General features: G+C 57.8%; 9 protein-coding genes and 3 tRNA genes. 2 read left to right on the top strand and 10 right to left on the bottom strand.

Features of this window, described 5'->3' with window-relative positions:
* Complete coding sequence (malQ, locus tag FGKAn22_RS06445) at positions 1-1,503, top strand: 4-alpha-glucanotransferase (RefSeq protein ID WP_212784809.1); 1,503 nt, start codon at positions 1-3, stop codon at positions 1,501-1,503.
* Positions 1,504-1,935: 432 nt separating this feature from the next.
* Complete coding sequence (locus tag FGKAn22_RS06440; RefSeq protein ID WP_212784808.1) at positions 1,936-2,712, top strand: endonuclease/exonuclease/phosphatase family protein; 777 nt, start codon at positions 1,936-1,938, stop codon at positions 2,710-2,712.
* A 22-nt stretch (positions 2,713-2,734) separates the two neighbouring features.
* On the opposite strand, the gene FGKAn22_RS06435 is transcribed toward FGKAn22_RS06440, so the two are convergent.
* The 10 genes from FGKAn22_RS06435 to FGKAn22_RS06390 all read right to left on the bottom strand — a co-directional run bounded on the left by FGKAn22_RS06435 (position 2,735) and on the right by FGKAn22_RS06390 (position 13,231).
* Positions 2,735-4,717 carry a hybrid sensor histidine kinase/response regulator gene (locus FGKAn22_RS06435; RefSeq protein WP_212784807.1) on the bottom strand — a complete coding sequence of 661 codons (1,983 nt, stop codon included), beginning with the start codon at positions 4,715-4,717 and terminating at the stop codon, positions 2,735-2,737.
* The gene (locus FGKAn22_RS06430; protein ID WP_212784806.1) at positions 4,714-5,562 is read right to left on the bottom strand and encodes an ABC transporter substrate-binding protein; all 849 of its coding nucleotides are present in this window, start codon (positions 5,560-5,562) and stop codon (positions 4,714-4,716) included. The genes FGKAn22_RS06435 and FGKAn22_RS06430 overlap by 4 nt, the downstream gene beginning before the upstream one ends.
* A gap of 83 nt (positions 5,563-5,645) precedes the next feature.
* The gene (locus FGKAn22_RS06425) at positions 5,646-7,574 is read right to left on the bottom strand and encodes a TonB-dependent receptor plug domain-containing protein (protein WP_281411908.1); all 1,929 of its coding nucleotides are present in this window, start codon (positions 7,572-7,574) and stop codon (positions 5,646-5,648) included.
* Positions 7,575-7,742: 168 nt separating this feature from the next.
* A tRNA-His gene (locus FGKAn22_RS06420) sits at positions 7,743-7,818 on the bottom strand.
* Positions 7,819-7,849: 31 nt separating this feature from the next.
* Positions 7,850-7,926, bottom strand: a tRNA-Arg gene (locus FGKAn22_RS06415).
* A gap of 33 nt (positions 7,927-7,959) precedes the next feature.
* Positions 7,960-8,036: transfer RNA gene (locus tag FGKAn22_RS06410), tRNA-Pro, on the bottom strand.
* Between the two features lie 39 nt (positions 8,037-8,075).
* On the bottom strand, positions 8,076-8,648 hold the full coding sequence (gene pgsA, locus FGKAn22_RS06405) for a CDP-diacylglycerol--glycerol-3-phosphate 3-phosphatidyltransferase (protein ID WP_212784804.1): 573 nt from the start codon (positions 8,646-8,648) through the stop codon (positions 8,076-8,078).
* Positions 8,649-8,652: 4 nt separating this feature from the next.
* Positions 8,653-10,461, bottom strand: coding sequence for an excinuclease ABC subunit UvrC (uvrC, locus tag FGKAn22_RS06400; RefSeq protein ID WP_212784803.1), 1,809 nt, complete (start codon positions 10,459-10,461; stop codon positions 8,653-8,655).
* Positions 10,451-11,095: a uracil-DNA glycosylase gene (locus FGKAn22_RS06395; protein WP_212784802.1), complete on the bottom strand. Its 645-nt coding sequence runs from the start codon at positions 11,093-11,095 to the stop codon at positions 10,451-10,453. The genes uvrC and FGKAn22_RS06395 overlap by 11 nt, the downstream gene beginning before the upstream one ends.
* Entirely contained in the window at positions 11,096-13,231 is a 2,136-nt protein-coding gene (locus tag FGKAn22_RS06390) for a hypothetical protein (protein WP_212784801.1), read from the bottom strand.
* Positions 13,232-13,246 lie beyond the last annotated feature (15 nt).

The following is a 13,246-nucleotide window of genomic DNA, read 5'->3' as shown; positions in this document are numbered from 1 at the left end:
ATGCTAACCAAGCGCGCCAGCGGCATATTGCTTCATCCTACGTCGCTTCCCGGTAAATTTGGCGCCGGGGATTTGGGGGCGGATGCGTACCAGTTTGTTGACTGGCTGAAGAGCGCAGGCCAAACCTATTGGCAGATTCTGCCGCTCGGTGAGATCGGGCCGGGCAATTCGCCGTACATGAGCAGTTCCGCTTTCGCCGGCAATATCCTTCTTATCGATATCGCAGAGCTGGCAGGGCAGGGCTGGCTCGATCAGGATGATCTGATCCCTCATCCTGAGTTCCGCTCCGACAAGATCGATTTCGGCCTGTTGCGGTCATTCCGCATGGAACGGCTGCGGCGCGCTGCAGTACGTTTCTTCGCACTTGGTAATGAAACGATGCGCAAGGCGTATGACGAATTTTGCCGCGCCGAAAGCGAGTGGCTTGAAGACTATGCGCTGTTCATGACGATCGCCCAACACCAGAATTGGCTCGAATGGAGCTACTGGCCGGCTGAGTTGGCACACCGTCATCCGGATGCTTTGCGCAGTATGGCAAAGGATAGTGCCGATGAAGTGGGCTTCTGGAAATTCTGCCAGTGGTGTTTCTCGCGTCAATGGCTGGGTTTGAAGAAGTACGCCAATGCCCATGGCATCCGGATCATTGGCGACGTGCCGATATTTGTCGCTTATCAAAGCGCAGACGTGTGGGCGCATCAGGAATTATTCGAACTGGACGAGAACGGCCGACCCTCGATTGTCGCGGGAGTGCCGCCCGACTATTTCAGCGAAACAGGACAATTTTGGGGAAATCCGCTCTATCGCTGGGACATGCACGAAACAAACGGCTATGCCTGGTGGGTGGCGCGCCTGCGACACGCGCTGAAGTTCGCTGACCTGGTCCGTATCGATCATTTTCGTGGCTTTGCCGCCTGCTGGGGAATTCCGGCCAATGCGCCCAACGCTATCGGCGGAAAGTGGGTGCCGGGTCCTGGGGAAAAGCTGTTCAATGCCTTGAAAAAGGCCATTCCGCAACTTCCCATCATTGCGGAAGACCTGGGGTTGATCACTCCGGACGTAATCGAGCTTCGTGATCGATTCAAGTTGCCCGGCATGCGCATCCTGCAGTTCGCGTTCTCCGAGGGAGAGGGGCACCATTTTTTGCCGCATCATTATGTACCCAATGCAGTCGCATATACCGGCACTCACGACAATGACACGGCCTTGGGATGGTGGAATTCGGTGTCTGACAGGGAAAAGACTTTTGCACAGCATTACCTGAAAAGCGACGGTCAGGCGATCCACTGGGACATGATGCGTGCGCTTTCCAACTCCGCGGCCAATACGGTTGTCTATCCCATGCAAGATGTACTAGGACTGTCCAGCGAACATCGCATGAACTTTCCGGGAGAGCCGTCCGGAAACTGGGAATGGCGCTTTTCCTGGGATCAGGTTCGCCCGGAATTTACGCAAACATTGGCAAAGATGTCCGCAGACCACAATCGCCTTTGTCAGCTCTTCTGATGTGGCGATGAAAAAATGGTCGTGAAACATGCTGCCTAATTTTTCAGCGTGACTAACTACAGCCTTTCCCCACCTTAAGTTCGAGCCGTGAAACGCTTGGTTATCCCCCTGATTCTGTGGAAAAGCTCTCATTTTTTAGCAGGGGCCACAGCAAGCTGCCTAGTCGTACGATATACATACAGCCAGCAGCCATTCGGCGATCAGCTAATTGATGGGAGAGGCAATCAGCGATTTTGTGGAAAAGCGAACGGAGTTTTACTTTGAAATATTCGCATAATGTATATTATGTCAAATTAATATCGGGTTACTGGGCACAGGATGTGCGCATATTTATGCCTATTCTTGCTTTTCAATTTTTATGAAGTTACTCTTGCGTCGGCACCACGAGCTGCACACGAATAAATAAAAAATCACATGTGAACTACCCAATTTATGAGCACGTTCAAGGTACTGCAGTTCAATATGCAATTCGGTCAAGTATGGGACGATGCTGATCCGGATGGCGCACCCGTCGATATTGAGCGGACCCTCGCAGAAATTCGCAGCCATGATGCCGATATCGTGTTGCTTCAGGAGGTGGAGCATGCCATGCCGGGCGGCGCACAACCGTATCCGCCCCCCAATTACACCTATTTGAGCAAGTCTCTGGATGGTTATCATGGCTTTTTTTCCTACCCGAAGGCAGACCCGCGTGAGTTGCCATTTGGCATAGGACTCGCCATTTTTTCGAAGACCCCTTTATTCGATACCTCAACGCGTCACTTGCCGTCTCCGCCGATCGAATTCGAATTCGCGGGAGAACAAAAAACCCCTACCGACCGCCTGCTCATTGGCGCAAAAACCAGGATAGCCGGACATGAACTCCAGCTTTTCAATACACACCTGCTGGCGTTTTTTATGCTGAACTCGTCCAGCGAGCATCATTCAGACCAGCGCCAACTCGTTATTGAACAGATGCGCCGCCACTCCGGCGGCCCAACGCTCCTTGGTGGAGACTTTAACGTCAGCAAGCATGACTCACTGGTTAGGCAGTTTGCCGAGGCCGGTTACCATGCTGTACAAACGCACGAGGTCACGTGGCGCCGACGCCCCTATGTTCTCGATCATATTTTCTACAATCGCCATCTGTCGCCGGTTCGGCACGCCGTCATACCCACCATGGCATCCGACCATCATATGCTCTTGGCGGAATTCACTTTTGCGGATTGATAGCAGTAGTCATCAAAACCCCTCAAGCCGCCACCGGAGTAGCTGTTTCCAGAAGATAAACAACCAGTGACCTGAGCTTGGCCGGGCGAACCGGCTTATGCAGTAAATGATGCCCCCCCACACTGGCCAGCTTCAATACGGCCGGGCCTATGTCGCCGCTGATCAAGATGCAGGGAATCTGCTTGGCATGATGCTGGCGTATCAACGCAACGACATCAATGCCACTTCCTTCATTGTCCAGTTGATAGTCGGTGATGATGAGATCCCAGGTATTGCCCTCTCGCAGGAGTTGCCTTGCCTGCGTTAATGATGCTGCCGTACTGACCTCGCAACCCCATGAGGCCAGGATGCTGGAAGTGCTGGAAAGCACCAGGGCATCATCGTCGACGACCAGCAACCGTTTCCCGGTCAAAGGCGACACCTCGAATTCCGGATCGGGGTCGGATGGTGGCGGAGCTGTAACCACGGGCAGTTTGGCAGAGTGTGGTGCGAGCGGCACGTCCAAGGCGAATACTGATCCTTTGCCGAGCGCGGAACGAAGCTCAATGCGGTGTCCAAGCAATTTCACCAGACGATCCACGATGGACAATCCCAGCCCCAGTCCCTTGTTTGCGTCCAGTTGCGGTTGTGCCAACTGGAAGAACTCGCGGAAGATGTTTTCCTGGTCGGTATTGGATATACCGACACCATTGTCGCGTACCTCGATGCGCAAGAATCGACCGCGTCGGCGGCAAGCGACCATGACGCAGCCATTCTGATAAGTGTAGCGCACCGCATTGCTTACCAGATTCATCAGGACACGCTCCAGCAGCATGGGGTCACTGGTGATATAGCCGGAAAACGGCTGGACGATGAGGCGGATATTTTTGATGCTGGCTAGCATCTGATAATCCGCACTGACCCGATCCAGTATGGCGCTCACATCGCAGGTTTGAATCTGCGGCACGACCACACCGGCATCCAGCTTGGAAATGTCGAGCAAGGCATTCAACAGCGTGGAAAGCGCCTCGATAGAATGCTCGATTTGTCCAGCCAGATGCTGTTGCTCGGCACCGGACACCTTGCGTTGCAATTCGGCGACATACAAGCCCAAGGCATGCAGCGGCTGGCGCAGGTCATGGCTGGCAACCGCCAGAAAGCGGCTTTTGTCGTGACTGGCACGCTCCGCCTCTTCTTTCTTGGCTCGCAGCGCCTGAGTCGCTTCTGCTATGCGCTGATGCAAGATGGCGCGCTCTTGCTGCAGTTGCTCAGCCATTTTATTCAAGCCCTGGGCCAGCGTCCCCAATTCATTGACGCCAGTTCGCAAAAAAACGCGGGCATCGAGATTGCCTTCGCCTATCGCCTGCACTGTGTTGCTCAGCCTGCGTATGGGATAAGTGATGCTGCGGCTGGCCAGATAAACAAGATAAAGGGAAAATACCAAAAACAGGGTGGTCGCGAGCACCGTATACCAAAGCATGTGCATCTTGGACTGCTCGGTTTGAAGTTTGCTCATTTCGACGATCACCCCGCCCGTTTGCTGGATGTTCGACTTCCCCTCGAAATCATCCAGAGCGACTTGGGCAGGAATGATCGGTTGATAGACCCATAGACTTTCCTTGCTGCTGCTTATCGGGTTCAGCAGGCTTACTTCTTCGTGGAGCGTATGAGTCTGCGATGGTGCTGACTGCGCATCGGCGTATTCGGCATTCCTGAGGGAACTGGAAAACACCCCTGCGCTAACCAATGTCTCCGAGGCTGAATTCAGGACAACCAGTCCACGCACATCCGGTTGTTGCAAAACGCCGTGGGCGATATTCTGCAAAAATGTCCGGTTGTTGGAGAAAACGCCATATTCACTGCTCGACGCGAGTTGGCGCGCAATCAGTTTTCCGCGTTCCAGCAACCCCTGATCCAGATCGGAAAAACGGCTGTACAGGAAGAATGCCTCCAGACTGACTACCATGATGAGCGATGGAACCACTGTGATCAGAGTCACGCGCCAACTGATGCCGGAACGTTTCATCGTCTTCCCTCCCTTGCTTTATTCATGCGTTCACGTATCTCCTCCGGCGAGGGCAGATTAATCCCCAATGAACGCGCCACCTGATTATTCAGCGCGATAACGTACAAATCAGGATAGTGCGGTTCCGGCAACCGCTTGTTCCTTGCAAAGTAAACCAGTGCTGCACCGGTCTGCGCGGCGAGTTGCTCCGGCGTGGAGAAAATGGCGCAAAGCGCACCGGCATTCACATAGGCCTGCGAGATGCCGATCAACGGCACCTTATGTTGATAACTGGTCAGCAAGATGTTGCGAACGTTGCTTGTGTTGTATATCGCGTTATCCGGGATGGTGAGCAACACATCCGTCTTGTTCAGCAGGTCATCCAATGCAGGAAACAAAAGATCGGGCGAGCGGACTGGCTGGGCGATGAGTGTCAAGCCGCGCTCGGTGAAGCTCTTGCGCAAGCCAGGGAGTTCGAGGTGCGTGTCCGGGGAATGTAACAGGCCTACCCTGAGATGATTTGGAAGGGTCGCCTGCAAGAAATCCAACTGCCGTTCCCATGGCTGGTTGAGATAGATTGCAGAAGTTTCCTTTCCCGCCTTCTGTGGGGGCAGACTCTCCAATAAGGACTCATACCCTCTTTGATGGATCATGACCCCTAATACAGGCCCATTAGAACTGTTCAGGGCTGCTTCCGTCGCTTTCATGCCGATGGCAACTACCAGATCGACTGGTCCAGTCGTTGAACTCGCCTCTCCGGCTTGCATCTGTAAGAATCTGAACGAAGGCGGCAAAGACTGACTTAACGTTTGGGAAAACGAGCGGTACGGTGCGCTATTGTCGCTCAACAGCAGAAGCACGCGCATATCACCGGCCCAAGACGATTCCGATAGCAGAGCCGCTACCAACAGAATCAAGGGGGCCAAGAGTCGCGGCAAGATAAATATTCCTAGAATTCCAGCGTTGCGGTCAGGTAGGCGCGGCGCTTGCCCACAATAGCGGTATTGTACTCAGTGTAATGATCGCTTAATGCATTCTGAACCACGAGGGCAATTTTTCCATCTTCGCCGAACTGCTTTGCGATTCGCAAATCAAGGCGTCGCGTCAGGGGTTGCGGGCGCCCGGCATCCAGCACCTGGACTTTGTCCTGATGATAGAAACCGATACCGAGCTGTGTTCCTTCGGCAAAATCGTGCGAGAACAATATGCTGGCGCTGTTCAAAGGCATGGTCAGGCCAAAATCAGCGACAAACCTGTTCAGGGTACTCATCGGGACTAGTGTTGGAACCCCGGCGGGACGGGCACTGATAACCTGGTGGGCGTAATTCAGCGTCACTTTGCTACCCTCCCCCGTCTTGTAATTTAATGTGGTTTCCATACCAGTGTAAGTGGCGGAGAAGAGACTCTTGAAACTGCTCGAACGAATGATTGAGCCGGGAACAACAACGGGATCGACCCAGATGATATTACTGATTTGGTCGTGGTATGCCCGTATGTCGATCGTCGAACCAGTTTCGTCCAATTGCCCGACATAGCCAATCTCGCGGGAAAGCGCTCTTTCCGGACTCAAGCCCCCGGCCGCTTTGAACTCCTGCAATTGACCAACGCCGACCCGGAAACGCCGGTCGCCGAACTCCTCCACCATTTCGGGATTGCGGTAAGCAACCGATACGCTGGCGCGCAACGTATGGCGCGGAGACAAATGATGGTTATATGCGATTCGTGGCGAAACGCGGGTTTGTCCCAGCGCATTTTTTTCCACCATTGCCCCGATATTCACCAATGCACTTGGTGTGGTGCGCCATTCGTCGTGGGCAAACAAGCGGTATTCGCGCCATCTTGGCTGAGTTGAAAAATTGCTTGCCGAATCTACCGCATCGCGGCGCATACCCAAGCCCCACACGATACGATTAGTCGGCGCAGTGAGCAGAGTGTGTTGCAGTTCGAGCTCGTGACGATGAATCAGCGTTTCGTCAGCAATAAAGTAATTCTGCACCGGAAAGGGGGTGGTGTAGCGATTGTCGGCGACACTGCGGCGTATGTGGTAGTAGCTCAGTTGCACATCGCTGTCCCCGTCGATTGTATGTAGCCAATTCAGTTGCTGGAAATCAGAATGAGATTGCATATCGCGAGCGGTGTTGACGTGTCCGGGGGCGGTTAGGTTGAGAATCCCCATGCCACGGGAGCTTGCACTGTACCCCAGTTGCAAATCGAGGCTATCGTGGGCGGTGAAACGGTAATTGCTCCGGAGGTTAACTAATTGCGTCGTGCTGCTGTCATTCTGGCCGTCAAAGCCATTGTCCTTACGCGAGGCGAGCGTGACCCGGTAATCCCAATTCTCGCTCACATTCCCGAAGCGAGCTGACACATCCGAAATTCCAGCATCCCCTTTCCCGACGGAGACTTGGGCTTTGTCATAGGCGGAAGCCTGCCGCGTGAAGATGCTGATCACGCCTTGTACCGAATTGGAACCATGCGAAGCTGCAGACGGACCACGCACCACTTCGATCCGTTCGATGTCGCCGATGTCTAGCGGTAATTCCTCCCAGTCCACCGTCCCGTAAGGCGGCAGATACACCGTCCGGCCATCGATCAATACTTGCATCCTGCGTGCATAGGCGTCGGTCGTCCCGCGATAGGAAACGACAGGAGTATGGCCATTCGCATAACTCACATACATGCCCGGCACCAGCTTGAACAGGTCGGCAATGTTGCGGAAACCTGAGGCTGCGATCATGTCGTGGTCGATCACGGTCATGGCATTAGGGGTTTCGGAAATGGGCTGCGCCAAGCGCGACGCGCTCAGCACGACGGGAAATTCCTGCAGGTAATCCTGCTCGCTTGGGTAGTTAGCCCCCCAAACGCTGCCGGATACCATCCATGTGGAAAAAATGCTTACGCACCATCGCTGTCGAAACGACCCCATACCCTCTTCTCCCTGACGTATTCTTTTTTATTGGCGCAGCAATGCAAACACATACTGCTTGCGCGGGATTATACGGCGGGGAAAAAGAAAAAGGACCAGCGATTGCTGGTCCTTGAGACTTGGGGTGGCTGATGGGACTCGAACCCACGACAACTGGAATCACAATCCAGGACTCTACCAACTGAGCTACAGCCACCACTGATAAAACAACTTTGCTTGTCCGACACTGGCGTGCCCGACAGGAATCGAACCTGTAACCCCCAGCTTAGAAGGCTGGTGCTCTATCCGGTTGAGCTACGGGCACAATTCTTTTCGCGGTGTACTACCTTTTGAAACCTGGTCGGGGTGGAGAGATTCGAACTCCCGACATCCTGCTCCCAAAGCAGGCGCGCTACCAGGCTACGCTACACCCCGAAGGCTGCGCATTATACAGACGCAGGCTGATAAATCAATTCAGTTGTGAGATTTTTTCAACTGCGGAGAAGCCAGCATCAGGTAGTAGCCCATCGACCACAGCGTCAGCAGTGCGGCGAGGTACAACAGCAGCGCCCCGATCACCTGGCAATCGATGCCAAGCAACCGGTCGTGATACAGCAACAGCAGGATCGCGATCATCTGGAAGGTGGTCTTGATCTTGCCCAGCATCGAGACGGCCACACTCTTGCTCTCGCCGAGCTTGGCCATCCATTCGCGCAACGCCGAGATGGTGATCTCGCGCCCGATGATGATGAAGGCGATGATCGCATCGGCGCGCCCCAGCTTGACCAGCACGATCAGCGCCGCCGCCACCATCAGCTTGTCGGCCACGGGGTCGAGGAACGCCCCAAAGGCGGAAGACTGGTTCAGTCGGCGCGCCAGGTAACCGTCCAGCCAGTCGGTCGCCGCCGCCAGCAGGAATACCAGGGTGCTGATGAGGTTCTTCAGTTGCGGGCTCAGCGTGTTGTCGGATAGATAGAACACCGAAACGAACACCGGGATGAGCAGGATTCTGAGCCAGGTAAGCAGATTGGGGATATTGCTGAACATGCGCTCAGTGTAGCTGCTGGTAAATCTTCTCGGCAAGCGCTTTGCTGATTCCTTCGACTTGGCACAGCTGTTCGACGCTAGCCTGCGCCACCTCGCGCAAGCCGCCGAAGTGGGTCAGCAGGCTGCGCCGGCGCTTGTCCCCTACCCCGCTGATCTCTTCCAGGCTGGAAGCAGTGCGCGCCTTGCCTCTTTTTGCGCGGTGTCCGGTGATGGCGAAGCGGTGGGCCTCGTCGCGGACCTGCTGGATCAAATGCAGCGCGGGTTCGTCGCTGCGCAGCTGCTGGGCCGTGCCGTCCGGGGATATCAGCTGCTCCAGCCCGGCCTTGCGCTCCTCGCCCTTGGCGACCCCGATCAAAGCCAGGTCGGTCAGGCCCAGTTCCTGCATCACTTCCATCGCGATGTGCAACTGCCCCAGGCCGCCGTCGATCAGCACCAGGTCGGGCCGAGCGCCCTCCCCTTCGGCGAGTTTCTGGTAACGGCGCGTCAGCGCCTGGCGCATCGCCGCATAGTCGTCGCCCGGGGTGATGCCGGTGATGTTGTAGCGGCGGTACTGCGACGAACGCATATCGAGGTTTTCGTACACCACACAGGAGGCGACGGTCGCCTCGCCCATGGTGTGGCTGATGTCGAAACACTCGATACGCTGCAACTCCGGCATGTCCAGCAGTTCGCGCAGCCGCTCCAGCCGCAGCTTCTGCCCGCCTTGCTGCATCAGCCGCTGCTGCAACGCCAGCAGCGCGTTGCGCTGCCCCATCTCCAGCCATTGCTTGCGCTCGCCGCTGGAGGCCGTACTGATCCGCACCGTGCGTCCCGCCTGCTCGCTGAGCAATTGCGCCAGCGCCTCGTCATGGAACTCCGCCGCCAGCACGATCAGCGGCGGCACGCTGCGGTTCAGATAGTGCTGCGCGATGAAGGCCTGCACGATCTCGTCCGCTTCCATGTCTTCGGCGTGCTCCGGGAAGAAGCTCTTGTCGCCCAGATGCCGCCCGCCCCGTACCATGGCGAGGTTCACGCAGGTCAGGCCGTCCTGCTGCGCCAGCGCGATAATGTCAGCATCGGTGGCGCTGCCGGTGGATTCGACGAACTGCTTCTGCTGGACGGTGTATAAGGCACGCAACTGGTCGCGCAGCACGGCCGCCTGTTCGTAGTGCTGTTGTTCCGCCGCCTGTTCCATCGCGGCACGCATGGCCTGCTCGACCTCCTGTTGCTTGCCCTGCAGCAACAGCACCGCGTTGCGGATGTCGGCCCGGTAATCCTCCTCGGAGACCAGCTTCACGCAGGGCGCGGTGCAGCGCCCAATCTGGTGCAGCAGGCAGGGACGAGTGCGGTTGCTGAACACGCTGTCCTCGCAGGTGCGGATGCGGAAGACCTTCTGTAGCAGCTGCATACTTTCCTTGGCCGCATAGGCATTCGGGTAGGGACCGAAGTACTGGTGCTGGCGGTTGGGCGCGCCGCGGTAATACGTCAGGCGCGGGAACTCGTGTCCGGTCAGCACGATGTATGGATAGGACTTGTCGTCCCGGAACAATATGTTATAGCGAGGTCTTAGCGACTTGATCAGGTTATTTTCCAGCAGCAACGCCTCGGCTTCGGAGCGCGTCACGGTGGTCTCGATGCGCGCGATGTGCGACACCATCAGGCGGATGCGCGGCGAGATATTGGTCTTCTGGAAGTAGGACGAGACGCGTTTCTTGAGCTGCTTAGCCTTGCCGACATACAGCACGTCGCCCTTGCTGTCGTAATAGCGATAGACGCCCGGCAGCAACGGCAGGCTGTCGAGTACCGATTTGGGATCGAATTTTTCAGCGCTCAAGATGTTTCGCGATATCGCCGACGACCGCCTCGAACATCTCCGTGGTCAGTCGCCGGGTCTGGGTGTTATAACGGCTGCAATGGTAACTATCATAGAGCGTCAAATCGCCCGGCAGTTCATGGCGCGCTCCGTGCGCAAAGGCGAAGCTGCTCTTGCGCAGCCCCAGGGCCGTCAGCACCGCCTGGTGCGCGATCGTCCCGAGCGCCATGACCGCCGCGCCTTGAGGCAACGCCGCCAGTTCGCCCGCCAGATAGCCGTTGCAGTTGCGGATCTCGGAAGGTTCCGGCTTGTTCTGCGGCGGCAGGCAGCGCACCGCGTTGGTGATGCGGCAACCCTTCAGATGCAGGGCGGAGTTGGCATTTCCCGCCGCATCCAGCGGCTCGGCAGCGCTGGCAAAGCCGTATTTATGCAGCGTGCCGTACAGCAGGTTGCCCGCATAGTCGCCGGTGAACGGCCGTCCGGTGCGGTTCGCTCCGTGCATGCCCGGCGCCAGCCCGACGATGAGGAACGGGCTTCCGGCCGCGCCGAACGAACTCACTGGCAGTGCGTGATAGGTCGGTTGCTCGATGCGCACCTGATCCAGAAATTCGGCCAGGCGCGGGCAACTGCGGCAATCCGTGGTAAACGTCGTCATCTAGCGATGCCCGAAGAAGCCGACATACCAGAGCCCGACCAGCGCGGCGATGCCCGCCGCGATCACCAGATAATAGGGCCACAAGGCCTTCTTCTCGGCGAACGGATCGACCAGCGAGCGCTGTGCGTTTTCCGGCAACTCGGCCTGACCCGTCAGCGAAGTGCCGAACGGGATGTTGATGCGCATGCGCGCATTGATCGCCCAGCCGCAGGCATCCAGGATGGGTCCGAGGTTGCGCCGCTTCAGTTTGAACCAGGCCAGCACCATGGAAGGACCGGATACCAGCAGCATCAGCCCGATCACCGCGAGCGGGATCTGCCAGAACTTCAGCCCCAGGATACCGCTGACGATGGAGGCAACGATGCCGCCGATGGCGCCGATGGCCAAGCCGATGGCGGCGAAGATACCGGCGAACTTGCCCACGTCGAACGGCGGTTTCGGCGGCGCGGCGGGCGTTTCACTCACGTGCTTCCCGTTCTCTACCGCGGCCTTGAGCATCTTGTCGTCCACCGCGCTGGCCTTGGTGGCGGCGAACTTCTGCAACTGCTCGCTGATCATCCTGGACAGCTTCTTGTAGGGCGACCAGAACGCCTGGCGGATGCTGATGGGATGGTCGACGATGCGCACGATGCTGGCGTTCCAGTCCTGTCCTTTGCGGTCGTAGAAGATGCCGTTGCGCCCCACCATCAGGAAATCAGAATCACCCGCGGTGAATGCGGCGGCGATGTTCATCTTCTCGGCGCCGCCGTTGCGCACGCACTCGCAATACGCTAGGCACACGCCGCTCATGGTGGCGAATGCGGCATGCTTGTTCGTGTCCGCGACCTTGACGCACAGCTCGCAGCTGCGCCCGTCCAGGTACAGCGTGCCGACCTGGAACACCGCTTTCTCCCTGCCGGTGTAGAAGCTGCGGAATGACACGAAGTTGTTCGCCAGCTTGAACAGGTCGCGGTTGAAATGCAGCAGCTTCTCCACCGAGCGGATCGCTTTCACCTCCGCCTCGACCGCCTTGTCCTGGCGCAGCAACTCGTCGATGGCGGCCTTGTGCCCGTTCCCCAGAGTCTCGCGCAGGCGAACGATGCCCAGTTGCTCCACGCTGTTCGCGGGCTTAGTCGCCTGCCAGGCGTCGAACGGCGCAAACCGGGCGCACAGAGCGGCCCATTCCGCTGCCGTCAGACTGTCCTTGTTGCCGAGCAGCGGCACGAGCACCCGCTCGCGCAAGGCTGCCAGCCTGTCCTGCCAGGCCGGATTGATGCCGGATGTCAAAGGCAGGGGCTTGTCCGCCGCCACCGTTGCCAGCGGGAAATCGGCCACTTCCTTGCTTTGCATGGACAGGTTTTGCGCCGCAAGCTGCTGGTAGTCTTCGACGGCACGGCTCAGCGGCATGGCGGCTCGGGCGTCGTAGGCCGCGAGCTGGCAGCGGGTGAAATAGTCGCCGACCTTGTCCCGGACGGCATGGAACGCCTCCGCGGCGGCGAGCGTACTTTCGCCCAGCAACAGCACCGCCGCATCGCCCTCGCCCTTCGCATACCACGCCGCATAAGCCCGGGCCTCGGCGAAGAACTTGTCGGAGATCTCCTGGCTGATGCCGGCCTCCCCGCTCAGGTCGGCCGCCGTACCGCAGCACTTGGCGATGTCCTCGACCGTCGCGCGCAAACCGGCGTCGGCGATCCGTCCGGCGCAGATCACGCCGTCGCCGTTGAACTCCAGCCCCGCGACGAATTTCTCGATGTCGGCCATGTCCGCCAGCGATATCCCGCTCGCTTCGGGCTTGCCCAGGCTCTTCAGGATGTGCCGCGCTGAAGCCAGCAGCTGCTTGCCTTCCTCGCCGGAGTCGTCGATGTCGGTTAGCGCCAGGCTGTCCGCTCCCTTGACCAGCAGATCGGCGTCCTTCAGCAGGCGTCCCGCCCACTCGACCGCCGCCAGCACTTCATTGGCGCGGACTTGCGCGTCGCCGTCGGCGTCGATCAGATCCAGCGTCCTGTTGTCGAATTCGATGCCGCGCGTCGGGCAGCTCAGCGCTGCCCAGAGTTTCTGGTCCAATTCGCGCAGGGCCAGCAAGTCGGCCCCACTGTCGAGCTGCACCTGGTCGAAGCCGCCGGCGCGAAAGAATTTCCAAGTATGAGAGGCAGCCATGTGTTCCCTTTCAGA

Origin of the sequence: Ferrigenium kumadai (assembly GCF_018324385.1) — a bacterium.
GTDB lineage: Bacteria > Pseudomonadota > Gammaproteobacteria > Burkholderiales > Gallionellaceae > Gallionella > Gallionella kumadai.
The sequence above is the reverse complement of the archived record's forward strand: the minus strand, read 5'-3'. Positions and strand labels throughout refer to the sequence as shown.

What these genes read in the sequence shown, in the direction of transcription:
- pgsA (WP_212784804.1), bottom strand. Translation starts at nt 8,648, where the DNA reads ATGTTCAGCAATATCCCCAATCTGCTTACCTGGCTCAGAATCCTGCTC.
- FGKAn22_RS06430 (WP_212784806.1), bottom strand. Translation starts at nt 5,562, where the DNA reads ATGCGCGTGCTTCTGCTGTTGAGCGACAATAGCGCACCGTACCGCTCG.
- FGKAn22_RS06425 (WP_281411908.1), bottom strand. Translation starts at nt 7,574, where the DNA reads ATGGTATCCGGCAGCGTTTGGGGGGCTAACTACCCAAGCGAGCAGGAT.
- FGKAn22_RS06395 (WP_212784802.1), bottom strand. Translation starts at nt 11,095, where the DNA reads ATGACGACGTTTACCACGGATTGCCGCAGTTGCCCGCGCCTGGCCGAA.
- FGKAn22_RS06440 (WP_212784808.1), top strand. Translation starts at nt 1,936, where the DNA reads ATGAGCACGTTCAAGGTACTGCAGTTCAATATGCAATTCGGTCAAGTA.
- FGKAn22_RS06390 (WP_212784801.1), bottom strand. Translation starts at nt 13,231, where the DNA reads ATGGCTGCCTCTCATACTTGGAAATTCTTTCGCGCCGGCGGCTTCGAC.
- malQ (WP_212784809.1), top strand. Translation starts at nt 1, where the DNA reads ATGCTAACCAAGCGCGCCAGCGGCATATTGCTTCATCCTACGTCGCTT.
- FGKAn22_RS06435 (WP_212784807.1), bottom strand. Translation starts at nt 4,717, where the DNA reads ATGAAACGTTCCGGCATCAGTTGGCGCGTGACTCTGATCACAGTGGTT.